Source organism: Mesorhizobium sp. M0410 (assembly GCF_040321435.1).
In the GTDB taxonomy this organism is placed as follows: Bacteria; Pseudomonadota; Alphaproteobacteria; order Rhizobiales; family Rhizobiaceae; genus Mesorhizobium.
In genome coordinates, this window is record NZ_JAMYRN010000001.1 from 1 (window position 1) to 25,498 (window position 25,498).

Sequence of the window (25,498 nt, forward strand, 5' to 3'; positions counted from 1 at the left end):
CTCGTATGCCGGCTATGAAGGCGAAGTAATGCGTGGCGCCTTCGCCGGGGTACCGCTTGGCCAACTCGAAGCGGCCCGCGCTTTCGGCATGAGCCGTTGGAAAATCTTCAGGCGCATATGGCTCCCGCAGGCGATCAGCCGGGCACTGCCGACGCTGGCGGGTGAAACTGTTCTCCAGCTGAAAGCGACACCGCTGGTGGCAACGATAACTATGGTCGACATCTATGCCGTAGCTTCGCGGGTGCGCCAGGATCTATTCATCACCTACGAACCCTTGCTGCTTCTGGCGTTGGTCTATATGTCCATCACCGGTATCCTGGTGTTCGGTTTCCGCAGGCTCGAGGCGCGGATCCCGAGCAAGCTAGGCTAAAGCTGTTAAAGTCGCGAATTCAGGGCAGCTGCCATGCAACTCAGTCTCGACCAGGCGACAGGGCTGTGCCGGATGGCCGCACTTGGCGCCGGCGCCAACGAAGAGGCGGCGCAGTCGCTGGCTGCCTCGATCGTCGCGGCCGAGGCTGAAGGACTGTCGACAGTCGGACTGTCGCACTTCATCGATTATCTCGAAGCACTGGAAGCCGGCCGTATTGACGGCAACGCCGATCCGGTGATCACCAGGCCGGCGCTCGCGGTCTATCTTTCCGATGCGCGCGGCGGCTTAGCGCATACCGGTTTCGACCGCACGATCGATGACCTCGCCAAGGCGGCGCGGCTGTTCGGCGTCGCCATCTTTTCGCAGAAGAATGCTTATACCTGCGGCGCGCTCGGCTATTTCACCGGACGGCTGGCCGCGCAGGGATTGGTGTCGTTCGCCGCCACCAACGGCCCGGCCGTGCTTGCCGGCTCGGGCTCGGTCAAGCCGGTCTACTGCACCAACCCGATGTCCTTTGCCGCACCCACCACGGACGGGGCGCCGCTGGTCATCGACCAGTCGTCGAGCGCCACTGCCTTCGTCAACATCCGCAAGGCGGCCGAGGACGGCAAGAAGATCCCCGAAGGCTGGGCACTGGACGCCAGCGGCAATCCAACCACGGACCCGGCAGCCGCCATGAAAGGCGCCATGCTTGCCTTCGGCGGCCAGCGCGGCGCCAACATCGCGCTGATGGTCGAGGTGCTGGCTGCGGGCCTGTCGGGCGCCAACTGGTCGCTCGATGCGCCATGGTTCAGCGGCGGGCCGGACAGTCCGGGGACCGGCCTGTTCGTGCTCGCCGTCGAGCCCAAGCTGCTCGATCCGAACTTCGAGAAACGGATGAAGGACCAACTCGACAGGTTGCGGCGGCGCTATGGCGTGCATGTGCCGGGGCGTGCCCGGGCAGAAGCGGCAGAGAAGGCGGCGGCGCGCGGCATAAGCGCGCCGAAAGCCGTGGTGCAACGCATTTCCGAATTCGCCGCGCGCTATTCGTCCTAAAGAAATTCGTTTGTACGATGAGCGGCAGAGGCCGGCCGATCCGGGAGCGCGAGCCTACTTCCCGCAATGATGATCGTTGATGACGTTCACCGCATTCGCGTCCGGTCCTACCCTGTTGTAGGAGCAGGGTTCGGCGGCCGTCGTGAACAGGGGGTTGTCATAGTAGCGCGGGCCACCGAACAGAATGTCGATGATGTCGCCGTTGGCGGGAACGTAGCGTTCGGGTTGCGCTTGGTGATGCCGGTTTGCCGCGAATGCCGGGGCACCAATGCTGCAGCCTGTTACGAAAGCCAGAGCGAAGATCGCAACGCGTTTTGTCGTCATCGGCAATATCCTCCATTCGGAATCAAACCATACATCTAAAATCGCCTAGCGAACAAAGGTTCCTGTTCCTAATGGAGTTGCCGTAAAGCCGGGCCTCGACGGCGTTTTCTGCCATTTCGAACGGATCCGGAAAATCATGCTTCAACAGTGCCGGGCGACCTATGGTCGCCCTTTGCCTTTGGCGCGAAACCGACTATGAAACGGCTTCAATCAAGCCATCTGGATAGCCCGCCGGAGCCAGCCATGACCGAAATCCTTCAGACCCCAAAGCTCGTCGTCGTTTTCGGCGGCTCCGGCTTTGTCGGTCGTCATGTCGTGCGGGCGCTGGCCAAGCGCGGCTACCGCATCCGGGTCGCCTGCCGCCGGCCCGATCTCGCCGGTCATTTGCAACCGCTTGGCAATGTCGGGCAGATCCAGCCGGTGCAGGCCAATGTCCGGGTGCGCTGGTCGGTCGACCGCGCCGTGCAAGGCGCCGACCATGTCGTCAATCTGGTGGCGATCGCGCATGAGGCCGGCCGGCAGAAATTTACTGCCGTCCACGAGTTCGGCGCGCGCGCTATTGCCGAAGCGGCGCGCGCCGTCGGCGCCGGCCTCACCCACATCTCGGCTCTGGGAGCGGAGCTCCACGCGCAATCGGACTACGCGCGGACCAAGGCGCTCGGCGAAAAGGCCGTTCTTGAGACGGTCCAAGACGCCGTGATCTTGCGGCCATCGATCAATTTCGGGCCGGAGGACGGTTTCTTCAACCGCTTTGCCAACATGGCCCGCTTTTCCCCAGTGCTGCCGCTGATCGGCGGCGGGCAGACGAAATTCCAGCCGGTCTATGTCGGCGACGTCGCCGAGGCGGTGGCGCACTCGGTCGACGGCAAGGTCCAGGGCGGCCGGATCTATGAACTCGGCGGGCCGCAGGTGCTTACCTTCAAGGAATGCATGCAAGAGCTGCTCGTCATCATCGAACGCAGGCGGTTTTTGCTGCCCGTGCCATGGTGGCTGGCGAACCTCCAGGCATCAATTCTCGGGCTGCTGCCCAATCCATTGTTGACCAAGGACCAGGTCCTGCTGTTGCGCCAGCACAATGTCGTGTCGGATGACGCCGTCAAGGACAACAGGACGCTTGCCGGCCTCGGTATCCAGCCGCGTTCGATCGGAACCATCCTGCCAAGCTATCTCTGGCGCTACCGCGCCGCCGGCCAGTTCCAACGCAAGTCCGCCGCATAACACGAACGGACGTCCGGTTGCCTACGGCGCGCGCCTGGTAACCTGCATCGGCAGCCCGCCTTGCGGCTGCGTCGTCAGCTTCTGCACCGGCCAGGGTCGGGTTTGCGCGGTGGTATCGAAACGATAACGCGAAAGCATGATCGCCAACGCGATGATTGCCTCCTGCATGGCAAAGCTGGCGCCGATGCAGACGCGAGGCCCGGCGCCGAACGGCAAATACTGGAAACGGTCGATCTTTTCACGATTCCCCGGATGGAAGCGTTCCGGCATGAAAGCGTCCGGCCGGTCCCACAATTTCCGATGGCGGTGGACGACCCACGGCATCACCAGCACCGCGGCACGCCGCGGTATGTAGAGGCCGTTCCAGGTTTCGGGCTCGATCGGTTCGCGGTTGATCGATGGCGCCGGCGGATAGAGCCTGAGCGCCTCTTCGAAGGCGGCACGGGTGAGCGGCATGGCGTCGAGCCATTTCGTCGGGTCGGGCTCACGCGCCAGCACCGCATCGATCTCGTGCTCGATCTTTTCGCGCTCCCACGGCGCTTCGGCAAGGCAGTAGAGCGTCCAGCCGAGCGCCCTGGCCGTAGTCTCGTGGCCAGCGCCGATGAAGGTGATGATGTTGTCCTCGACTTCGGACCGGGTTAGCCCGCCCGGTCCCTCCGCCCTCAACAGCAGCGTAAGAAAATCCTGCGGCACCGTGTCCGGAGCACGCCTCAACCGCGCCTCGCGCATCTGCACCGTGTCGGTGACGATCTTGCGGAAGTAGGCCATGGTCTTGCGGCCGCGGATGCGGGTCAGGCGCGGCAGCCAGTCGGGTGCCCGCAACAGGTCGAGTGGATCGACCCGACCCATCGTCTCGAACAGGCGGTCGATCTCCTTGGCAAAGCTGCCCGGCTCGCCTGAAATCTCACCGGAAAACAGCGTCTCGGCCAGGATGTCAAAGGTAAGCAGCGTCATGTCGTGAGCGACGTCGAACGTACCGCCGCCCTCGTAGCGCATGACGAACTCCCGCGTGCGTTTCAGCATCGGCTCGGCGAAACCGAAGATATGGCGCGGCGTGAACACTGGCGCCATCGCCTTGCGTGAACGCCTCCAAACCTCGCCCTCGGCGGTCAGCAGGCCGTCGCGCAGGATCGGCCGCAGGATCAGCTGGCGAACCGTCGCCATCTTGTAGTTCTTGGCGTTATCGACGAGCACATGGCGAATGAGACCGGGATCGTTGGCGATGACCAGCGGCCCACCGATACCGGTCACCGAAATCCAGGGCTCGTTATAGGTCGGCTCGCCCCACAGCTCGAGCGGATTGCGGTAGACGATGCGGATCATCTCCAGCGTCGAGGGCGGCGCTGTGCGCGGCTTCGGCGCCGGCGGGACGAAGGGGACGGGCTGACTGTCCATGGCTTGCTCCGCTGACACCTCAATGTAGTGGCGGGCAAGGCAGGCGTCCATGTGACTGGACGACAAGGCGAAGCATCCGCTCTCTGGAATGTGACCAGGGCACCGGAAATTGCCTGCTTGCTGTGTCCGGCTGCGTGTCTTAGGTGGCAGCACCACAGATGTCAGAAACCGGCAGGAGCCCCGCTTTGAAGCACCAGTTGAACGTCATCATCGGCAGCACGCGGCCGGGCCGCGCCGGACCGGTTTTCGCAAAGTGGCTGGAAAGCTTTGCGCGCGAACACGGCAAATTCGAGCCATTGCTCACCGATATCGCCGCCTTCAACCTGCCGGTGCTGGACGAGCCGCATCATCCGAGACTCGGCAAATACGAAAACAGCCACACGAAAGCCTGGTCGAAAGCAATCGACGCCGCCGACGCATTCGTCTTCGTAGCGCCGGAATACAATTATTTCGCCGCTCCGGCGATCGTCAACGCGGTCGACTACCTGCTCAGGGAATGGCGATACAAGCCGGCCGCCATCCTCAGCTATGGCGGTGTCTCCGGCGGCTTGCGAGCGGCGCAGGCAGTCAAACCGTTGCTGACCTCCGTCGGCGTCATGCCGATCCCGGAAGGCGTGGCGCTGCCGATGTACCAGAAGCTGCTCGACGAGACCGGCGCCTTCCTGCCCAGCGAGCAGGTGCTCGGCGGGGCCAGGACCATGCTGGACGAGTTGTTCCGCTGGAGCGAAGCGCTGAAGCCGATGCGGGTCGGCTGACAACGCGAACGGCCGCGCTTGCCGATGCCATAACTTGCTCATGCCATAAAGAGATGGAATGCTCCGGCAAACGACCGGGCCGGGGCGGTTCGATTTGCGTCTTCTGTTTGCCTTGCTGCTGATCCTCTCGACGGCCTCCGCTGCCGTGGCGGAGCGGCGCGTTGCGCTGGTCATCGCCGAGAACGACTACCGGCTGATCCGGCCGCTCGCCAATCCCGTCAACGACGGCGAGGTGATGGAAACGGTGCTGAGGAAGCTCGGCTTTGAGGTCTTCCTCGAAACCAACCGCGACCTGCGGCGCATGCGCCGGGCGCTCGACGATTTCCGCGAGGATGCCAAAGGCGCCGACGTGGTACTGGTGTTCTTTTCCGGCCACGGGGTCGAGATCGCCGGCGAGAATCGGCTCCTGCCGGTCGATGCAGACGCGTCGTCGCTCGATGCGCTGGAAAGGACCAGCCTGCCGCTGGAGCAGATCCGCACGACCGTCGCCGCCACCAGCAAGGTCGGGCTGATCGTGCTCGATGCCTGCCGCAGCGATCCGTTTGCGGCTACGGGCGGCGAAGGCCGCGGCGCAACGGCGCTTGCAAAAGAGGTCGGCGTCAAGGTCCGGCCGGGTCTTGGCCGCGTCGGGCGGGCAGAAAACATTCTGTTTGCCTTCTCGGCAGCGCCCGGCGAGACCGCCGCGGATGGGACCGGCCAGAATTCGCCGTTCACCGCGGCGTTGACGAAATATCTCGGCACCGATGGACTCGAGATCCGCTCCGTGCTGACGCTCGTGCAGCAGGAGGTCTACGACCTCTCGCGCGGCAAGCAATTGCCCTATGTCGAGAGCGGCCTGCCGCAGCTGTTCTTTGCCACGACAGCCAAGGAGAAACTGCCCGAGCGCGAACGCCTGTTGCTTGCCATGGCCGAGGTGACGCCTCAGATGCGCGGCGAGGTGGAGAAGATCGCCAGTGACGCCGACATGCCGCTGGCACCGCTCTATGGCGCGTTGATCAGTTCCGATACCGGCCACCTCTCCGCTGACAGTCTGAACGCCAGGCTGCGTGAGGCAGCCGACGCCTTCGTCAAGGTGCGGAGCGAAATGCAGACGCTTGGATCCGACGATCTGCGGGTGGCAGCGTTGCGCCGGCAGGCCGAAGAGCAGCTTTCGCTGGGAGCGTTCGATGCGGCGCGCAAAAAGCTCGCCGAGGCAGCCGAGATCGATAATGTCTCTCGCAACGCTCTGAAGGCCAATTTCGTCAGCCGCACGCTCTCCGAGGCCGCAACGCGCTATCTGTCCGGCGGGGCGGCGCGGGCCGACCTCGACTACGCCACAGCCATCAAGGACTATGAATCCGTGCTCGCGCTTTATGGCGAAGCCGGACGGGTGGTGCTGTCGCTCGACGATGCCGACCGCTTGATCCGCACGCTGGACGAGCTGGGCAAACTCTATACCACGGTTGGCAATATCGATGCGGCCGGCCGCGCCTTCGAGACGCTGCAAGCCGATCTCGAACGGCGGTCGCATCATGAAACCGATCCCAACGTGAAACGCGACTTCGCCGTCAGTCACGTCAAGCTCGGCAATGTGCGGATGGCACAAGGCAATCTGCCGACAGCGCTGCAAAACTATGAGGCGGCCAAGACCATTCTGCAGGGCCTGACCGAGGCAGAACCGGACAATCTGGAGTGGTTCGGCGACCTCGCCATGGCCGACGACAAGATCGGTAACGTACTGGCGACGCAAGGCGATCTGGCCGGCGCCGCAGAGGTCTACCAGGAAAGTCTGTCGATCAAGAAACAGCTCGCCGCCGGAGAGCCCGACCGTGCCGAACTGCAGCGCGACCTGACCATCACCTACGATGAGATCGGTCACCTTGCCCATGTCGCAGGCCAACTGGATAACGCACAGGCGGCCTATGAAGAGAGCCTGAAGGTGCGGCTGGCGCTGGCGGCGGACAAACCGGGAGACGCCGACCGGCAGCGTGACGTCTCGGTCAGCCACGATACGATAGGCGACCTGCTGCGCGAACGCGGCGACGCCGCCGGGGCGCTGGCGGCTTACAGGGAAGGCCTCGCGATCGTCAAGCAACTGGCGAAACGCGATCCGGACGACACCGAGCTGAAACGCGACCTGTCGGTCGGCAACGCCAAGATCGGCAATGCGCTGAGCGACCAGCAGAATTGGCCGGCGGCACTTTCGGCTTATCGTGAGGCACTTTCGCAGGCCAGCGCGCTCGCCGTCGGCGACCCGAACAACACCGAATGGCAGCGCGACCTGTCCGTCTGCCTCGAGAAAGTCGCCGGCGTCCTGGCGATACAGGGCGACCACAAAGGCGCGCTGAAAGCCTATCTGGACAGCTACGCGATTGCGCAGCGGCTGGCCAAGCTCGATCCGGCCAATTCCGACTGGCAGCGTGACTTGTCGATAACGCTGTCCGAAGTCGCCACCCTGCGCCTAAAGCAGCGCGACCTCAGCGGAGCCCGGCAAGCCTATCAGGACAGCCTGGCCATTCGCGAGAAACTTGCCCGGGCCGATCCGGACAACGCCACCTGGCAGCGCGACCTGGTGGTCGCCTATATCGACTACGCGCAAGTCGCTAAGGATCCGAAAGCCGTGCTTTCCAAGGCGCTCGACATGACGCTCGAGCTCGACCGAAGCGGGCGGTTGGCGCCGCGATACAAATTCATGATCAAGTTCCTGCGTCAGCGGCTGGCCAGGATCGAAGCCAAGCGCCAGTAGCCGGCCGACGCGACCGTCATTCCGTCCGGAAATGCCTGCAAACCTTGGAAAAACCGCCTTTTGCGCCTATATCTACGACATTAGAAATGCGCGATTCGAAGCCGATTTTTCGCGCTCTGCACACGGCATCAATCAGACAGGTTTTCATGAGCGAACAGACCGACATCGCCAACGGCGTTGAAGCCGAATACGGCGCCGATTCCATCAAGGTTTTGAAGGGCTTGGATGCCGTTCGCAAGCGGCCGGGCATGTATATCGGCGATACCGACGACGGCTCGGGCCTGCACCACATGGTCTATGAAGTCGTCGACAACGCCATCGACGAAGCCCTGGCCGGCCATGCCGACCTGGTCACGGTGACGCTCAATCCGGACGGATCGGTGACGGTCACCGACAATGGCCGCGGCATTCCGACCGATATCCACACCGGCGAAGGCATTTCGGCGGCCGAAGTGATCATGACGCAGCTGCATGCCGGCGGCAAGTTCGACCAGAACTCCTACAAGGTGTCGGGCGGCCTGCACGGCGTCGGCGTGTCGGTCGTCAACGCACTGTCGGCCTGGCTGAAACTGAAGATCCGCCGCAACGGCCAGATCTACGAGATGAGCTTCACGCATGGCAATGCCGACGCGCCGCTGCGCGTTACCGGCAGTTATGAACAAGACAAGCTCCCCGGCACCTATGAAGGCCGCAGCGGCAGCGAAATCACGTTTTTGCCGTCGTCCGAAACCTTCACCATGGTCGAATTCGACTACGGTACGCTGGAGCATCGGCTGCGCGAACTCGCCTTCCTGAACTCCGGCGTGCGCATCGTTTTGACCGATGCCCGCCATGCCGACATCGTGCGCCATGAATTGCACTACGATGGCGGCCTCGAAGAGTTCGTCCGATATCTCGACCGGACGAAAAAGCCGTTGCTCGACAAGCCGATATCGATCCGCGCCGAGCGCGACGGCATCACGGTCGAAGTCGCCATGTGGTGGAACGACAGCTACCACGAGAACGTGCTGGCCTTCACCAATAACATCCCGCAACGCGACGGCGGCACGCATCTGGCAGGCTTTCGCGGTGCGCTGACACGCCAGATAACCGGCTATGGCGACTCTTCGGGCCTGACCAAGAAGGAAAAGGTGGCGCTGATCGGCGACGATTGCCGTGAAGGGCTGACGGCGGTGCTGTCAGTCAAGGTTCCCGACCCGAAATTCTCCTCGCAGACCAAGGACAAGCTGGTGTCGTCCGAGGTCCGTCCGGTGGTCGAAGGGCTGGTCAACGAAGCGCTCGGCACCTGGCTGGAGGAGCACCCGACCGAGGGCAAGGCGGTCATCGAGAAGGTCATCCAGGCCGCGGCCGCGCGTGAAGCCGCGCGCAAGGCACGCGACATTACCCGCAAGAGTTCGCTCGGCGTCACCTCGCTGCCCGGCAAGCTGGCCGATTGCCAGGAGCGCGATCCGGCAAAATCGGAGATCTTCATCGTCGAGGGCGACAGCGCCGGCGGCTCGGCCAAGGGCGGCCGTTCGCGCCAGAACCAGGCCATTCTTCCGCTGCGCGGCAAGATCCTCAATGTCGAGCGCGCCCGCTTCGACCGTATGCTCGGCTCCGACATGATCGGCACGCTGATCACTGCGCTCGGCACCTCGATCGGCAAGGACGAGTTCAATGCCGACAAGCTGCGATACCACAAGATCATCCTGATGACCGACGCCGATGTCGACGGCGCCCACATCCGCACCTTGCTGCTGACCTTCTTCTTTCGCCAGATGCCGGAACTGATCGAACGCGGTCATCTCTACATCGCGCAGCCGCCGCTCTATAAGGTGACGCGCGGGAAGAGCTCGCAATACATCAAGGACGAAGCCGCCTTCGAGGAATTCCTGATCGGCTCCGGGCTGGAAGAAGCGTCGCTTGCGCTCAGCACGGGCGAGGTGCGGGCCGGGCAGGACCTGCGCAGTGCCATCGACGACGCCTTGGCTGTCCGCCAGCTCATCAACGGATTGCACACCCGCTATAACAGAGGCGTGGTCGAGCAGGCAGCGATTGCCGGCGCGCTCAACCCGGAGATCTTCACCGACCTCGGCCGCGCCAATGAGACGGCCGAGCGTGTTGCCCGCCGTCTCGACATTATCGCCGAGGACACCGAGCGCGGCTGGATCGGCCGCATGTCGACCTCGAACGAGGGCATTGGCGGCTATGTCTTCGAGCGAACGGTGCGCAGCGTCAAGGAGTTCGCACATCTCGACCTGGCGCTGATCAATTCCGCCGACGCACGCCAGCTCGACCGCTATGCGCCGCGTCTGGCGGAAATCTATGGCGAGCCGCCGGTGCTGCGCCGCAAGGATGTCTCGGAAACCATTTCGGGGCCGCTGGCACTGCTCAATGCCGTGTTTGCCACCGGCCGCAAGGGCCTCACCATGCAGCGCTACAAGGGCCTTGGCGAAATGAACGCCGAGCAGCTCTGGGAAACGACGCTCGACCCGAATGTGCGCTCGCTCTTGCAGGTCAAGGTCAATGACGCAACGGATGCGGACAGCTTGTTTTCGCGGCTGATGGGCGACGAGGTCGAGCCCAGGCGCGAATTCATCCAGGAAAACGCGCTGTCGGTCGCCAATCTGGACATCTGAGCCACGATCTCAGATACCCAGCCAGCAGGCATGAAGTGCATTGGTGCGCCTTGGCGCACCGATGCCGACTGTTGCAAGCAACAGAGATCAGCAGGACCGCCGGAACGGAAAGGCTTTCAAGGCATTGTAGTTGATCACAATCGCCGCAGGAGGCATCCATGGGACGTGGCATTTTGCTCTGGCTTCTCGGAGTCCCGATTCCGATCATTATTCTGATCATGCTGTTTGCAAGGTAGGGGGCTTCGATGCCGTCCACCCTAACGACTGCCGACGTTTCCGCACCGACGGAATCCGCTTCCCCCGCTGTCAGCTGGGGGCCAATCGTCGCCGGCGCCTTTGCTGCGTCGACGCTTACCTTCATCTTGATGCTGCTCGGCTCCGGGCTTGGGCTGAGCATGGTGTCGCCATGGTCCGGCTCGGGTGCGTCAGTCACCACTTTCGCAGTTTCCACTGCCGTCTGGCTGATCGTCGTGCAGTGGTTGTCGTCGGCGCTGGGCGGCTACCTCGCCGGACGCCTGCGCACCAAATGGGTCGGCATCCACACCGATGAAGTCTTCTTCCGCGATACCGCTCACGGTTTCCTGGCCTGGGCGCTGGCGACGTTGCTCGTCGCCGGCGTGCTCGGCACGGCGCTTTCGGCCGCAATAGGCAGCGGTGTCCAGGCTGCTTCGACTGTGGCATCGGGCGCGGCAATGGGCGCTTCGGCAGGTGCTGCCGCAAACGCTGGTGGCGCCTCGACTAACGACGCCACGTCGTATTTCGTCGATACGCTGTTTCGCCCGGCCGATCCGGCAAGGCTCGCTGCCGCCAATCCGGAGAGCGACGCCGCGGCATCGGCGCAGGCATCGCGCATTCTGATCGCGAGTGCCGCAGCAGGCGAAATATCGGCCGACGACAAGACCTATCTGTCGCGGCTGGTGGCCGCCCGCACAGGCCTGTCCGAAGCGGATGCCACCGCTCGCGTCGATGCAGTAATCGCCAGAGCGCAGGAGGCCAAGGTCAAGGCGCAGCAGGCGGCCGACACCGCCAGAAAGGCAGGCGCCACCTTCTCGCTGATTGGCGCGCTGTCGCTGGTCATCGGCGCCTTCATTGCCAGTGCGGCCGCAGCACTTGGCGGCAGGCAGCGCGACGACGAGGAAGCAATTTTCCTGACCAATCGTTGATCGGTGACTAGGCGAACTCGGTCCGCTTCGGGAAGATTACGCCCGAAGCGGACCCTTGCCTTGAAGTGCCGCCGCGGCATTGTCGTGCTCACCGCCTACAGCTCAGCTTCCAGTTTGCGGCCGAGATCGACCGCATCGCGCAGCACGGCAAGGTGCGAGCGCGGCCGTGCGCCGACCGGCGCATTGACTTCGACGCCGCTCGCCGTCAGCGACCAATAGAGCCTGTGCGTGAAGACGCGGCCAAGCGAGCCGCGCAGCTCGACCTGGATGTTTTCCACGCCGGGACCGAAGTTTTCCGTCATCCGCCCTGAGATCGGGTCGCCGGTCAGCCAGCCATTGCCCCTGTCGAAAATATTGGTCCAGCGCGTTGCGGCAAACACCGCGCCATGATGCACCGCCCGCTGCGGCTTGCCGGAATGGCTGCGCCCTTCCTGGTAGAGCATGGTCCCGCCCGCCGCCCTGTCGGCGATCGGCGGGCATGCCGAAAACAGGCGCTCGGCGATGCCGCGCCTGAATTCGGCGAGGTTGTAGGTCACCAGGAACTCGCTGTGGGTCAGCGGACTGCCGAGCGTGACGAAATCGCTGATCTTCCACGGCAGCGGATGATCGGCGTCGCCGACGCGAAGCTGCCGGTAGAGCTCCCATTGGTGGCGCCGGAATGCGGGGAGATCATTGAGGCTGTCGGGCCAGGCGGAGGCATCGGCGGCCAGCGTCGCCTTGTCGACGGCGTGGATCGCCTTCAGCCGCGCTTTGTCGCGAATGGCTTCCAGCTTTCTAGGCCTGAAATCAGCCCACAAGATCTGCAACAGATCATAGGCGATGATCGACCCGAGGCTGTGCGAGACCAGCACGATGCGATCATAGGCATCGTCCATCATGAGACGCTTCAGCAGCTTGAGGCCACGCTCGCGGACCAGCGCCCGTTTCTCGACCGTTGCCGCTTCGGCCCGCACATAGGCGGCGACGTCGCCGAAATAAGGCAAGCCAAACTGGTCCACCGACCAGATGACGAACGACGCCAGAACCGTGACAAGCACACCGGTCGTCCAGGAGATGTAGCCTTGCCAGGTCGACGTTGCGAGCGCCAGCGCCGCGCCGAGGACGACGATGGTGGCCAAAAGCGTGACGACGTAGAGTTTGCGCACATCGCGCGGAATATCGACGGGCTTGCGCCAGAGCAGGGTCGTCACCCAGGCAGCAAGGCGGCTTCGGGTCGTGCCCTGGGTGATGTCGGCCCAGTAAAGCTCGTAGAAATCGGTGCGGCGGCCATCGACATCATAGGGCGTGGTGATCCGGCGGAGTTCGTGCGAATTGGTCCGGCTGTCGGGCGTGATCCAGCTCTGGTTGATCTTCGCACCCATCGGGTCGGCCGGATCGGCGACATGGGCATAGAACGGTGCACGGGCCGGATCGTGGCTCCATACGGCCTGGACAAACTCCCTCAACGTGTCCATGGGCCGCTGCTCGCCCATGCCGTGCACGACCACTACCGCCTGGCTGCGCTTGCGTGGCGCCTTCTCTGCTGCGGTCAGATCGGCGGCCGGCGATGCAGCAGAACCAGGGTCGGGCACCAGCACCTCCACGATGACGCCGTTTGCAAGACGACGGGTCGGCATCGTAGCTTCAGAACCGGTAACAGCCAAGAAAAAGCCCGGCGCGGAGCCGAGCTGTATTCGACGATCGGCAGTGAATTGGCAACGAGGCCTTTTCAGTGATCCATGGCCTTGACGATCTCCTCGGTCATCTTCTTGGCGTCGCCGAGCAGCATCATGGTGCCGTCCTTGTAGAACAGCGTGTTGTCGATGCCGGCATAGCCGGAGCCAAGCGAGCGCTTGACGAACAGGCAAGTGCGCGCCTTGTCGACGTCGAGGATCGGCATGCCGTAGATCGGTGAGGACTTGTCGTCACGAGCCGAGGGATTGGTGACGTCGTTGGCGCCGATGACATAGGCGACGTCGGCCTGCGCGAACTCAGAGTTGATGTCCTCCAACTCGAACACTTCGTCATAAGGCACGTTGGCTTCGGCCAAGAGCACGTTCATGTGGCCGGGCATGCGGCCGGCGACGGGGTGGATGGCGTATTTGACGTCGACGCCGTTGGCCTTGAGCTTGTCGGCCATCTCGCGCAGCGCGTGCTGCGCCTGGGCGACGGCCATGCCGTAGCCCGGCACGATGATGACCTTTTGCGCATTCATCATCAGATAGGCGGCATCCTCGGCCGAGCCCTGCTTGACCGTGCGCTCGATGCCGTCGTTGGCAATGGCTGATGTCTCGCCGCCGAAGCCACCGAGGATGACCGAGATGAAGCTCCGGTTCATGCCTTTGCACATGATGTAGGACAGGATGGCGCCCGATGAACCGACCAGAGCGCCGGTGATGATCAGCGCCAGATTGCCGAGCGTGAAACCGAGTGCGGCGGCGGCCCAGCCGGAATAGGAATTCAGCATCGACACCACCACCGGCATATCGGCGCCGCCGATCGGGATGATGAGAAGGACGCCCAGCACCAGCGAGCCGGCAACGATCAGCCAGAACACCAGCTTGGACTCGGTGGTGACGAGCAGCACGATCAGCACGATCAGCGCAATGCCCAGGGCCGCGTTGATGAAGTGGCGGCCACCGATCATGATCGGCTTGCCCGACATGCGGCCGTCGAGCTTCAAGAAAGCGATGACCGAGCCGGTGAAAGTGATGGCGCCGATGGCAACGCCGAGGCTCATCTCGATCAGCGCCTGGGCATGAATATCGGCGACGGTGCCGATGCCGAAGCTTTCCGGTGCATAGATGGCGGCGGCCGCCACCATGACCGCAGCAAGACCGACCAGCGAGTGAAAGGCGGCGACCAGCTGCGGCATCGAGGTCATGGCGATGCGCCGTGCCGTGACCGCACCAACCGAGCCGCCGATGGCCAGCCCGAGCACGATCAGCGCGAAGCGGCCGGCGGAAGGGGTGGCCAGAGCCAGCGTCGTGGCGATGGCAATGCCCATGCCGATCATGCCGTACATGTTGCCCTGGCGGCTGGTGGTCGGATGCGACAGGCCGCGCAATGCCAGGATGAACAGGATGCCGGAGACCAGATAGAGGAAGGAAGCGAAGTTGGCGTTCATAGCGGCCTACTTTTCCTTCTTCTTGTACATAGCCAGCATGCGCTGGGTGACGAGGAAGCCGCCGAAGATGTTGACCGATACCAGCATCAGCGCAACGAAGCCGAAGCCGGTGGCGATGCCCGAGGCCGAGATGCCGACGGCCAGCAACGCGCCGACTACGATGACGGAGGAAATGGCGTTGGTGACGGCCATCAATGGCGTGTGCAGCGCCGGCGTCACCGACCAGACGACGTAGTAGCCGACGAAGATCGCCAGCACGAAGATTGCGAAGCGGAAGACGAAGGGATCGATGGCGCCGCCGGACAGCGCGTGAGCGGCGTCACCGGCCGCTTCGGCGCCGGGCGCGGCGGCCAGGTTCTGAACCGCGAGCCGCACGGCAGCTGTCGCCTGGTCGAGCTGGTCGAGGGCTTTCTGCAGAGTCTGATCCATCACGCGATCCCTCCGGTGGTCTTGGGCTTCCTCGAAGCGGCTGGTCTGTTCGCAGCCGGCTTCGCCGAAGCCTCGGCAACCATTGTCCTCGCCGGAATGGCCGGTGGTTCGACATGTTGGCCCTTTGGTGCATGCTGTTCAGCCCTGACGAACGCGGGATGCACGACCTTGCCGGCATCGGTCAGCATGGTTGCCTTGACCAGCTCGTCGTCGCGGTTGATGGCAAGCGTCTTCGTCGCCTTGTCGACCAGCGTCTCGAGGAAGGCATAGAGGTTCCTGGCATAGAGTAGCGAGGCCGAGGCGGCGACGCGACCGGGAACGTTGAGATGGCCGACGATCTTTACCCCGTTGGCGGTGGTCACCACCTTCCCGGGCACGGCGCCCTCGACATTGCCGCCGCGCTCGACCGCGAGGTCGACGATCACGGAGCCGGGTTTCATCGAGGCGACCATCGCCGCCGAAACCAGCTTCGGCGCCGGACGGCCGGGGATCAGCGCCGTGGTGATGACGATGTCCTGGTTGGCGATGTGCTCGGCGGTCAGCGCCGCCTGCTTGGCCTGGTACTCCTTCGACATTTCCTTGGCGTAGCCGCCGGCCGTCTCGGCCGCCTTGAACTCCTCGTCCTCGACGGCCAGGAATTTTGCGCCGAGCGAGGCGACCTGCTCCTTGGCGGCCGGGCGCACGTCGGTGGCGGTGACCACGGCGCCGAGGCGGCGCGCGGTGGCGATGGCCTGCAGACCGGCGACGCCGACGCCCATGACGAACGCCTTTGCAGCCGGCACCGTGCCAGCCGCCGTCATCATCATCGGCAACGCCCGGTCATATTCGGCAGCCGCATCGATCACCGCCTGGTAGCCGGCGAGGTTGGCCTGGCTGGATAGAACGTCCATCGATTGCGCCCGGGTGATGCGCGGCATGAACTCCATGGAGAAGGCAGTAACACCGGCCCTGGCAAGGGCTGCGACGGCAGCATCGTTGCCGTAGGGATCCATGATCGCGATGACAGCGGCGCCGGACTTGTAGCCCTTCAGCTCGGCGTCCATGGGGCGGCGCACCTTTAGCACCACGTCGGCCTTGGCAGCATCGCCGGCTTTGCCGATCGTGGCGCCCGCCTTGGCAAACTCCTCGTCGGGAATGCGCGACGCCGTGCCGGCGCCGGTTTCCACGATTACGTCGAAACCCAGCGCTGCCAGCCGCTTCAGCGTATCGGGCGAGGCCGCGACGCGAGGCTCGTTTGCGTCGATCTCACGAGGGATGAAAACCGTCTGTCCCACCGCACGATCCTTTCGGCCGGAACCCTGTTACCGCAAGACACCGACCGTCCGCGGCGGCGCCTTCGACAAAGGTTGGAGGAGTTATCGGAGAATAAAGGCGCCGATGGCCAGGATCAGCACGAACAGGATAGTCGCCGAGAAGAAGCCGCCCACAAAGAAGCCGAACGCCATGGCAAGAAGCACGGCGGCGCAAAATAGCGACCCATATTTGGCCAGCATCACAAAGCCGGCATAGGTGCGGTCGTGCTCGGCATAGTCCATCTTCGCGCCCAGTTCGACAGGACCGGTCGGCGTATGTTCAGCCATTGGAATACCCCTTCGAAGACATCTTTCAGGCACATAGCGAAAAGCCGCGTTAAGGGCAATGGCGCTATTGCCGCATCGCCGCAGCCAACAATCTCAAGCAAAACTTGAAATCGCTGCGCGGAGCGCGGCGATACCAATCCTAATGGATGGCAGGTCCGCTATTGCCGATGTCGTTAGCCGGCGAGATGCGGGAACAGACCGAGCAGGCCGACAACGATCAGATAAAGGGCGACGATATAATTGAGCAGCCGCGGGATCACCAGGATCAGCACGCCTGCAATCAGCGAGATAAGCGGGGTAAGGGCGAGCGTGGAAATGGTCATATCGGTTCCTTTGATCGGATCGCCATCGAAGCGGTGCGTGATGGATGTCGGCCATGCCGACCTACCACCAGCACCCTTGCCCAGAACGCCGAAGCGATCGGAAGGCTCCATGGGCTCGTTCAGGCGGCTTCGCGAAAATACTTGGCGGTGGGCAGGATGGTCAGCGGCGCGAGTTCGCCGGCGCCGGGCTTATCGAATAACATGCGCTGCTCCATCGGCGTCGAACGGAAGAACGGAAAGCGAGCGTAGGTTTCATTCTTGATCGCCAGGACATCGGCCTGATAAAGCAGCGCAAAACAGTTGATCACGCCGGCATAGGGCCGCGCATCACCGATCGGTCGCGCCCGATAGACGCGCTTGTAGAAAGCCGCATGGTCCTCACGGATCATGGATATGCAATAAGGCGCGCCGAAATGGAAGCACGCCATGCCGGCAAGGCGCAGCGTCACATACGGGATCTGAGGGTAAAGCCGTGACCATTCGGCGTCCACGGCAAAACGGCTCGGGTCGATAAAGACTTCGCCGGCCGCCAGACGCGGCATCAACAAGTCCTTGTATACGCTGAGCGCTGGTGATGTGGCGTTATCAGCAGACACGTCATGCAGGCGCATCGTGCTGACCAGCCGCCCCTCGATGTAGATTCCAAACGTATGGCAATTGGGCAGTTCGTCAAACTCGTCATGGACCTGACGGGACGCATTCTCGGGCACCAGATCGTTCATCCGATAGGAATTGTAGCGCAGCCTGTAAATGCTTTCGAAGTCCTCGCCGCTTTCACAGCGTCGGTACTCCGTCCGGTCAAGCAGCGCATAGACATGTTGCGCGAAGCTGGACATGGTCTCGGACGCATCTTTCCCACCAGCGCCCGCCGCATGGCCGAGCGAACTCAACTGGGCACACATGAACTCTATTCCCCGCGATTGCCGCCACCAGCCGACACTACGGACGGGTCATGAGATGTAAAGATGAAAATAAGCAGGAGGTCGTTTACCGCTCGTTAAGGTTAATAATTAATAAAATTATACTAAAATACGCGGTTTTCAGCGCGAAGTCAGCGCCGCGGCGCCTTCCTTGCCGTCTTAATATCCTTGGCGAAAGGCCAGACGGTGCTCGACATGGTCTCGATGCCGGACGCGCTGAGCGCAGATCCGAACAGAAAGCCCTGGACAAGGTCCGGCTTGACCTGCAATGCCAGGATCTTGAGCTGTTCGAAGGTCTCGACACCTTCGACGGTGACTGAAAGTCCCAGCGGTCGCGACAGGTTGACGATGCCCTTCAGCAATTCGAGCGACCGGCTGTTCTGGGTGACGTCGATCAGGAACGAGCGATCGATCTTGATCTTGTCGAGCGGCAGCTTGTGGAGATAGCTCAGGCTCGAATAGCCGGTACCAAAATCGTCGAGCGCAATGCGCACGCCGAGCCGCTTCAACTCCTCGATATATTGGCGTGTCAGCGACTTGTCGTCGAGCAGCGCCGTCTCGGTGACCTCGATCTCCAGACGTCCGGCGGAAAGACCGGATTCAGCCAGCGCGTCGCGAACCTTCTGGATGACATCACGGTTGCGGAAATCCTTGGCCGAGAGATTGACCGAGACGCTGGTCTGGGCCGGCCATTTGGCGCATTCCGTGCAGGCCGCATGCAGGACGAAGGTGCTGATGTCGGAAATAATCCCCATTTCCTCCGCCAGCGGAATAAAGATACCGGGGGAAATCGGCCCGAGATCGGGATGATCCCAGCGGCACAGCGCTTCGCAACTGGCGATACGCATCGTGCTCATCGCCACGATCGGCTGATAGACCACCCGCAATTCGTTGTTTTCCACGGCGCTGCGCAGGTCCGCCTTCATCAGCTGACGGCTGCGGAAGGCAGCATCCATGGAGGCCTCGAACAGCCGCCAACCGTTCTTGCCAAGCTCCTTGGCCTTGTAGAGTGCAAGGTCGGCTTTGACGATCATGGCGTCGACGTCGGTATCCTTGACCCGCGACAGCACCGCGCCGCCGCTGCCCTGGATGCGTAATCCGTGGCCGGCGACATCGACCTCGCCCTGTAGATTGACAAAGATCTCATCAACCTGGCCGATCAGGTGGCTTTCATCCTCGATGCGCTCGAAGAAGATCATGAACTCGTCGCCGCCGAAGCGGCTGACGGTGATGCCTGGCCCAGCGACCGCGGCCAGCCGCTCAGCAACGGCGTAGATCAATCCGTCGCCGACCGGATGGCCGAGCGTGTCATTGACGCTCTTAAAATCGTCGAGGTCGAGCACCACCAGCCCGCAGAGACGCGCGGGATCCCCTGAGGCCATGGCTTCCACCACCAACTCGTGGAAGTAGGCGCGGTTGGGCAGGCCGGTGAGACTGTCGTAGCGCGCCATGAAGCGGATCTTGTCTTCCGCCTCGACCCGGGCGGTCACATCCTCGAAAGTGACGACGCCCAGTTCCTGGCTGCCTTCGCGCGCCGAAAATTCATAGTGCTGGCCGTTGGTGAGCGAGACCAGGACCTTGCGGTCGCGGCCCTCGCGCAACGCACGCGTCAGCTGGGCTTCGATGTAACGGCAATCTTTCGGCGCCAACATGCCGCCTGCAGCGCCGCGCATCAGCAGACCGTGGATCGAGCGGCCTAGCAGCGCATCGGCCGATTTGAGCGACATCAGGTGCGCGGCTTCGGCATTGGCCACCGCCACCCGGCCGTCGGGACCAAGCATGACAAGGCCATGCGACATGGTGTTGAGCGCGCGGTTGAAACGCTGCGCGATGCGGTTCGCCTTCTTTTCCTCCGACAGGGCGGTAAACAGGACTTCGCGGACGATGTCGGCGAACCGCTTGATCGCAAACAGAAAAGGGGCCGACATCAGACCGAGGATAATGTGGTAGATATCGCCGCGCAGGATAAAGCCAAGCGATATGGGCCATGTGGTGGTAATGATAAAAATCATGACCATGCGCGGCGACCCATAATTGCGGCCGGCAATCGACGTAACCGATGCAAGAGTGACGCAGACAGAGGCTATTTCGGCATAGTTGTCGTGGCTGTCATTTGCCAGATAAATGCTAACGAAACAGAACGCGCCAAGCATGAAACCATGCATCGAACCGAAAATTATGTAATCATTTTCGCGATCATGGGCTTCTTCCCACGTCGTCGGGGAAGGAAGTCGCCCGTATTTCCGGATGTTGCGAAGGCGCAGAGTACCGACAATGATGAGCCCAGCAGCAACTAGAAGATACGCCAAGTCCATGGTCTTCCAATAGACCAGAATGACGAGGAGGGTCTGCGCAACAAGGCCGATCGACAGCGTGAACCCGTCGCGAAACAGCGTTTCCACGAACGGAATGTAAACGTCGACCGGAATCTCGTTTTTTCGTCTCAGATTCACGCCTGGATCCCAACCCTGGGGAACCCAGCAGTGTCACATTGGCCTTAAGAAAGGTTTAGAGCGGCGTTTCGAGCCCTGCCGGCATCCATTGGTGACGCCGCGGAAGCAGGGAAACTACAGTTCAGGTAAACAAGGGTGTCAGAGCGCGGAATCATTCGGCGGCTTGAAGTTGCGGCCGCAGCGGCGCCCTCGAGAGGCGGTCGAGCAGGCGCTGGCGTTCGCCGGCGGCTTTTTCGGCACTGGCCTGCTTGACGTGGCCAAAGCCGCGGATGAGCGCCGGTACCGAAACAAGCGCGGCAGCGGCCTCGATCTTGCCCGGCGCCAGCGCGCCGGCGACAAGCTCCAGGTCGGCTTCATAGAGGGCAAGAAGCTGCCGCTCCATACGCCTCTCGGCGCTGTAGCCGAACAGGTCGAAAGCGGTGCCGCGCAGCCCCCTCATCGCCGCCAGCAGGCGGAACCCGTTCATCATCCACGGGCCAAAGCTCGATTTCTTCGGCTTCCCGTCACTGCCGCGCCTGCCCATGATCGGCGGTGCGAGATGGAATTCAAGCTTGCCATAGCTCTGGAACTGCTTTGCGAGCTCTGCGGCAAAGGAGCCGTCCGTATAAAGCCGCGCCACCTCGTATTCGTCCTTGATCGCCATCAGCTTGAACAGGTTCTTCGCGGCAGCTTCGGTCACCACGGTCGAGCCGGGCACAGCATCGGTTTCGGCCTTGCGCAGCGCCGCCAGTCTGTCGGCATAGCGCCTGCCATAGGCGGCGTTCTGATAGGCGGTCAGGAAGGCGACGCGGCGGGCAATGATGTCGTCCAGCGTCTCGGCAATGGCGGCAGGCTGCGTGGCCTTGCCCGGCTGGGCGAGAGGGCCGCGCACGAAATCCGGCTGGTGGGCAGCGCGGCGGCCCCAGCGAAATGCCGCGACATTCATCGCCACCGCCTCGCCGTTGAGTTCGATCGCCTTCTCGACCGCCTCCGCCGACAGCGGCAGGCCGCCATGCTGGAAGGCGAAGCCGAGCATGAACATGTTCGCGCCAAGCGAGCTGCCGAACAGCGCGGTGGCGGTGCGGGTGGCGTCGAAGAAATGCGTCTTGTCGTCGCCTGCGGCCGTTCTTATCGCTTTCTTCAGCCGCTCGACGGGCAGCGAGAAATCGGCCGAACGGGCGAACTCGCCCGGCATGATCTCGGCGGTGTTGGCGAGGAAGATGGTATGGCCTTCGCGCACCGCGGCCAGCACCTTCTTGGCACCCGAAACGACGAGATCGCAGCCAAGCACGAGGTCGGCTTTGCCGGCCGATACCCGAATGGCGTGGATGTCGTCCGGCGTGCGGGCGATGCGGACATGGGTGAACACGGAGCCGCCCTTCTGGGCGAGGCCGGCCATGTCGATCATGCCGCAGCCCTTGCCTTCCAGGTGCGCGGCCATGCCTAGCACCGCGCCTATGGTGACGACGCCGGTGCCGCCGACACCGTCGATGATCGCCGCCCAGCCTTGTTCACCGAGCGTAAATTGCGCCGGCGCCGGCACCCCCGCGAGCGGGTCGGCCGCGCCGGCTATGCCTTCGGCTTTCCTGATTTTGGCGCCGTGAACGGTAACGAAGGAGGGGCAGAAACCGTTGACGCAAGAGAAGTCCTTGTTGCAGCTCGACTGGTCGATCTTGCGCTTGCGGCCGAATTCGGTCTCGACCGGCTGGATCGAGACGCAATTCGACTGCACGCCGCAATCGCCGCAGCCTTCGCAGACCAGCTCGTTGATGAAGATACGCTTGTCGGGATCGGGGAAGGTGCCGCGCTTGCGCCGACGGCGCTTCTCGGCAGCGCAAGTCTGGTCGTAGAGCAGCACCGAGACGCCTTTGACCGAACGCAACTCGCGCTGGATGAGATCGAGGTTGTCGCGGTGATGGATAGTGGCGCCGGCGGGAAATTCCACCTTGCCGGTATATTTGTCCGGCTCGTCGGTGACGATGGCGATGCGCTGGACGCCCTCGGCGCGCACCTGCCTGGCGATCATGTCCACCGTCAGGCCGCCCTCGTGCGGCTGCCCGCCGGTCATCGCGACGGCGTCATTGTAGAGGATCTTATAGGTGATGTTGGCGTCGGTCGACAGCGCGAAGCGGATCGCCAGCACGCCCGAATGGTTGTAGGTGCCATCGCCCAGGTTCTGGAAGATGTGCTCGCGCTTCGAGAACGGCGCCTGGCCGACCCACTGCGCGCCCTCGCCGCCCATGGCGGTGAAGCCTACGGTATTGCGGTCCATCCATAACGCCATGAAATGACAGCCGATTCCGGCGGCGGCGAGCGAGCCGTCCGGCACCTTGGTCGAGGAATTGTGTGGGCAGCCGGAGCAGAAGAACGGCGTGCGCGAGGCGATGTCTGACGTGTCGGCCAGCATCGCCTGGAACTGGCGCAATTTCGCCACCCGCGCGGCGATTTCCTCTGACGGGCCGATCGTTCGCAAAATCCTCTCGCCGAGCGCGATGGCAATGTCGTTGGGGTCGAGCGCGCCCTTGGCCGGGAACAGCCAGTCGCCGCGCTCGTCCTTCTTGCCGACGATGACCGGCTGCGTCGCGGTGCCGTAAAGGTTCTCGCGCAGTTGCACCTCGATCAGCGAGCGTTTCTCCTCGACGACGACGATGGTATCGAGGCCGCGAGCAAAGTCGGCGACGTGCTGCAGGTCGAGCGGCCACGGGCAGCCGACCTTGAACAGCCTGATGCCGATACGATTGGCGGCCGCTTCGTCGATGCCGATATCCTCCAGCGCCTGGCGAACGTCGAGATAACTCTTGCCGATGGTGACGATGCCAAGCCTGGCGCTGCTGCCGCCCGAATAGACGATCCGGTTCAGCCCATTGGCGTGGATGAAGGCGGAAGCTGCGGCGCGCTTGTATTCATGCAACCGCTCCTCCTGGCCGAGCATGTCGATCTCGTTACGGATGTTGAGGCCGCCGGGCGGCATGTCGAAGTCCGGGACGACGATATCTAGCCGGTCGAGCGCGGCATCGACCGAGGCCGTCGATTCGATGTTGTCCTTGACGCATTTGATCGCCGCCCAGGTGCCGGCAAAACGCGACATGGCAAAGCCGTAGAGGCCGTAGTCGATGATCTCCTGGACGCCGGCCGGATTGAGGATCGGCACCATGGTGTCGACGAACAGGAACTCGGTGGCATGCGCGTTGGTCGAGGATTCGGCCATGTGGTCGTCACCCATCAGGGCTAACACGCCGCCATGTTTCGACGACCCGGCGAGATTGGCGTGGCGGAACACGTCGCCGGAGCGGTCGACGCCCGGACCCTTGCCGTACCAGACCGAAAAAACGCCGTCATGGGTACCCTCGCCCAGCAATTCCGCCTGCTGCGAGCCCCAGCACGCGGTGGCGGCGAGCTCCTCGTTGAGACCGGGCTGGAAGACGATGTCCGACTGCGCGAGCTGGTTTCTGGCCTTCCACAGCTGCATGTCGAGGCCGCCGAGCGGCGAGCCACGATAGCCGGAGACGAAACCGGCGGTGTTCAGGCCAGCCCGGCGGTCGCGCTCGCGCTGCATCAGAAGCATGCGGATGACTGCCTGGGCGCCCGACAGGAAGATGCGCTCCTTTGCCAGGTCGAACTTGTCGTCGAGCGCGACGTTGTGCAGCGTCATCAGGCGTTTCCTGTGCGGAGACCGTGCCAGGAGGTGCACGGCCAACGTCGGAGTCGAGTGCCTACAGTCTTTCTTCCCTTGCCGGGGAGGTCAAACGAAATCGAAGGTGCCAGGCGGTCCGCAACAAACGATCGGTGCGCGGCCGTGTGGCGCCACGAAACGCCTGTCGGGGAGGATGGCCGAGCACGAAAACTCCGGCGGCGGTCGGTGCCGCTGGTGACGCATCATGCAGCCTTTGGGCAACTGGGCTTCGGTTCACCGGGCAGCTTGCCGTCGACATGGCCGGCCAAGTCCTTGTTGAGCTCGTAGACTGGCCCGACCACCAGGGGCCGGTCGGGCAGGACCGACTGGTCGAGCGAGGACGTCAGAGTGGTCTCGAAACTCTGCAGCAACTGGCCGCTGGAATCCTCGATGCGGATCGACACCGCATAGGGCTTGTCCTTGACAACGCAGGTGAGCGGCGGGCTGGTGAGCGTCACATGCGGCAGCTTCGGCCATATTTTCTGGGTGACGATGATCGGATCACCACCGGCCGGGTTCTGGAAGGAGACCACGGCGACCTGCCCCTCACCCACCGGCCGCAGCGGATTGAGGGTGATGACGTAGGTGGCGATACCCAGCCGGTAGTTGAACTCGAACAGCTTCCCGGAAATGGCGAACAGCTGGTCCTTGCCGGAATCACGGCAGGCGCCGAGCGCGGTCGCCGCGAACAACGCCGCGACGACGATCATCGCGCGCGAATATTTCTTAGGCATTGGTGACCTCCCTGGCCGCGGTCCGGCGGCGATAGTATCGGTTTGCCTTCTGGCGGTTGCCGCACACCGCCATATCGCACCAGAGGCGGCTGGAATTGCGGCTTTTGTCGACAAACAGCCAGCTGCAGTTCGGACATATCCTCAGCCTGGCGATGGTGTCGCTGCGCAGCAGCGACAGCGCCGAGACCGCAAGCGCCGCCTCGAAGGCGATCGGCGTTGCCGGATCGCCGAACGGTTTTCCGGGCATGCCGATTTCGGTGTGGCCATGGGCGAGGCCATCGGCGCAGGCTTCCAGGAATTCAGGCATGTCGGCGGTGTCGATCGCACCTTTCGATACCGCGCCGCGAAACAGCCGATCGGTCGTCTCGCGAATCGACAGCACCACCGGTGCGATCTTTTCAGGCGCCGGCGCTACGAGCCGCCTGCCGCCGAGCTCGGCGGCGCGAAAGCCACTCGCGGCTTCGGCAAAGCGGGCGATCTCGGCCGGATCGTCGAAACGGTCGAAAGTTTCCTCCGGATCGTTCCGCAAAACGACGGTGTTCGCCGTGTCGAGCGCCAGCATACCACCGGTGAAGCGGTGCGGAGTCCAGGATACTGTCATATCGCGAATCTAACCGATAAATCGCGTTTGACAAGTTAGATTCCGGGTGCAACGCTCGTCAGTGAGGCGATCGCCGTATCGAGAATGTCGTCGTCTC

At 63.1% G+C, this 25,498-nt stretch carries 20 protein-coding genes; 7 read left to right on the forward strand and 13 right to left on the reverse strand.

Features of this window, described 5'->3' with window-relative positions; genetic code table 11:
* Both NKI63_RS00005 and NKI63_RS00010 read left to right on the forward strand, forming a co-directional pair.
* Window positions 1-370, forward strand: a 370-nt coding sequence (locus NKI63_RS00005; RefSeq protein ID WP_352480102.1) for an ABC transporter permease subunit, incomplete at its 5' end; no start/stop codon positions are given.
* A 33-nt stretch (window positions 371-403) separates the two neighbouring features.
* The gene (locus tag NKI63_RS00010; RefSeq protein WP_352686637.1) at window positions 404-1,405 is read left to right on the forward strand and encodes an Ldh family oxidoreductase; all 1,002 of its coding nucleotides are present in this window, start codon (window positions 404-406) and stop codon (window positions 1,403-1,405) included.
* Between the two features lie 54 nt (window positions 1,406-1,459).
* On the opposite strand, the gene NKI63_RS00015 is transcribed toward NKI63_RS00010, so the two are convergent.
* Window positions 1,460-1,729 carry a hypothetical protein gene (locus NKI63_RS00015; RefSeq protein ID WP_352505873.1) on the reverse strand — a complete coding sequence of 90 codons (270 nt, stop codon included), beginning with the start codon at window positions 1,727-1,729 and terminating at the stop codon, window positions 1,460-1,462.
* Window positions 1,730-1,972: 243 nt separating this feature from the next.
* Between NKI63_RS00015 and NKI63_RS00020 the strand changes: the two genes are divergently transcribed.
* Complete coding sequence (locus tag NKI63_RS00020; RefSeq protein WP_352505874.1) at window positions 1,973-2,947, forward strand: complex I NDUFA9 subunit family protein; 975 nt, start codon at window positions 1,973-1,975, stop codon at window positions 2,945-2,947.
* Between the two features lie 21 nt (window positions 2,948-2,968).
* Here NKI63_RS00020 and NKI63_RS00025 read toward each other — a convergent pair whose 3' ends face one another.
* Window positions 2,969-4,342, reverse strand: a complete 1,374-nt coding sequence (locus tag NKI63_RS00025; RefSeq protein WP_352505875.1) for a cytochrome P450 — start codon at window positions 4,340-4,342, stop codon at window positions 2,969-2,971.
* Window positions 4,343-4,527: 185 nt separating this feature from the next.
* On the opposite strand from NKI63_RS00025, the gene NKI63_RS00030 reads away from it, so the two are divergent.
* From NKI63_RS00030 to NKI63_RS00045, 4 genes are all read left to right on the forward strand, one after another.
* Window positions 4,528-5,097, forward strand: coding sequence for an NADPH-dependent FMN reductase (locus NKI63_RS00030; protein ID WP_352505876.1), 570 nt, complete (start codon window positions 4,528-4,530; stop codon window positions 5,095-5,097).
* Between the two features lie 58 nt (window positions 5,098-5,155).
* Window positions 5,156-7,822 carry a caspase family protein gene (locus tag NKI63_RS00035; RefSeq protein WP_352751862.1) on the forward strand — a complete coding sequence of 889 codons (2,667 nt, stop codon included), beginning with the start codon at window positions 5,156-5,158 and terminating at the stop codon, window positions 7,820-7,822.
* Between the two features lie 146 nt (window positions 7,823-7,968).
* The gene (gene gyrB, locus NKI63_RS00040; RefSeq protein WP_352505878.1) at window positions 7,969-10,440 is read left to right on the forward strand and encodes a DNA topoisomerase (ATP-hydrolyzing) subunit B; all 2,472 of its coding nucleotides are present in this window, start codon (window positions 7,969-7,971) and stop codon (window positions 10,438-10,440) included.
* Window positions 10,441-10,685: 245 nt separating this feature from the next.
* The gene (locus NKI63_RS00045) at window positions 10,686-11,603 is read left to right on the forward strand and encodes a hypothetical protein (protein WP_352480094.1); all 918 of its coding nucleotides are present in this window, start codon (window positions 10,686-10,688) and stop codon (window positions 11,601-11,603) included.
* Window positions 11,604-11,698: 95 nt separating this feature from the next.
* Here the strand turns inward: NKI63_RS00045 and NKI63_RS00050 are convergent, their stop codons facing one another.
* The 11 genes from NKI63_RS00050 to NKI63_RS00100 all read right to left on the reverse strand — a co-directional run bounded on the left by NKI63_RS00050 (window position 11,699) and on the right by NKI63_RS00100 (window position 25,401).
* On the reverse strand, window positions 11,699-13,219 hold the full coding sequence (locus NKI63_RS00050; protein ID WP_352505879.1) for a hypothetical protein: 1,521 nt from the start codon (window positions 13,217-13,219) through the stop codon (window positions 11,699-11,701).
* Between the two features lie 92 nt (window positions 13,220-13,311).
* Window positions 13,312-14,709: an NAD(P)(+) transhydrogenase (Re/Si-specific) subunit beta gene (locus NKI63_RS00055; RefSeq protein WP_352700885.1), complete on the reverse strand. Its 1,398-nt coding sequence runs from the start codon at window positions 14,707-14,709 to the stop codon at window positions 13,312-13,314.
* Window positions 14,710-14,715: 6 nt separating this feature from the next.
* Window positions 14,716-15,138 carry a proton-translocating transhydrogenase family protein gene (locus tag NKI63_RS00060; RefSeq protein ID WP_502900425.1) on the reverse strand — a complete coding sequence of 141 codons (423 nt, stop codon included), beginning with the start codon at window positions 15,136-15,138 and terminating at the stop codon, window positions 14,716-14,718.
* Complete coding sequence (locus tag NKI63_RS00065) at window positions 15,138-16,412, reverse strand: Re/Si-specific NAD(P)(+) transhydrogenase subunit alpha (protein WP_352820144.1); 1,275 nt, start codon at window positions 16,410-16,412, stop codon at window positions 15,138-15,140. Before NKI63_RS00065 ends, NKI63_RS00060 begins: the two co-directional genes overlap by 1 nt.
* 81 nt (window positions 16,413-16,493) lie before the next feature.
* Entirely contained in the window at window positions 16,494-16,718 is a 225-nt protein-coding gene (locus tag NKI63_RS00070) for an aa3-type cytochrome c oxidase subunit IV (protein ID WP_254816044.1), read from the reverse strand.
* Between the two features lie 173 nt (window positions 16,719-16,891).
* Entirely contained in the window at window positions 16,892-17,041 is a 150-nt protein-coding gene (locus tag NKI63_RS00075) for a DUF3096 domain-containing protein (protein WP_352480107.1), read from the reverse strand.
* Between the two features lie 119 nt (window positions 17,042-17,160).
* On the reverse strand, window positions 17,161-17,943 hold the full coding sequence (locus NKI63_RS00080; RefSeq protein ID WP_352751860.1) for an N-acyl amino acid synthase FeeM domain-containing protein: 783 nt from the start codon (window positions 17,941-17,943) through the stop codon (window positions 17,161-17,163).
* A 149-nt stretch (window positions 17,944-18,092) separates the two neighbouring features.
* A complete protein-coding gene (locus NKI63_RS00085; protein ID WP_352751858.1) occupies window positions 18,093-20,414 on the reverse strand; it encodes a putative bifunctional diguanylate cyclase/phosphodiesterase in 2,322 nt (773 codons plus the stop codon).
* A 151-nt stretch (window positions 20,415-20,565) separates the two neighbouring features.
* On the reverse strand, window positions 20,566-24,045 hold the full coding sequence (locus NKI63_RS00090; RefSeq protein WP_352820147.1) for an indolepyruvate ferredoxin oxidoreductase family protein: 3,480 nt from the start codon (window positions 24,043-24,045) through the stop codon (window positions 20,566-20,568).
* A 224-nt stretch (window positions 24,046-24,269) separates the two neighbouring features.
* Complete coding sequence (locus tag NKI63_RS00095) at window positions 24,270-24,800, reverse strand: hypothetical protein (RefSeq protein WP_352700888.1); 531 nt, start codon at window positions 24,798-24,800, stop codon at window positions 24,270-24,272.
* On the reverse strand, window positions 24,793-25,401 hold the full coding sequence (locus NKI63_RS00100; RefSeq protein WP_254816039.1) for a CGNR zinc finger domain-containing protein: 609 nt from the start codon (window positions 25,399-25,401) through the stop codon (window positions 24,793-24,795). The genes NKI63_RS00095 and NKI63_RS00100 overlap by 8 nt, the downstream gene beginning before the upstream one ends.
* Between the last annotated feature and the right edge of the window lie 97 nt (window positions 25,402-25,498).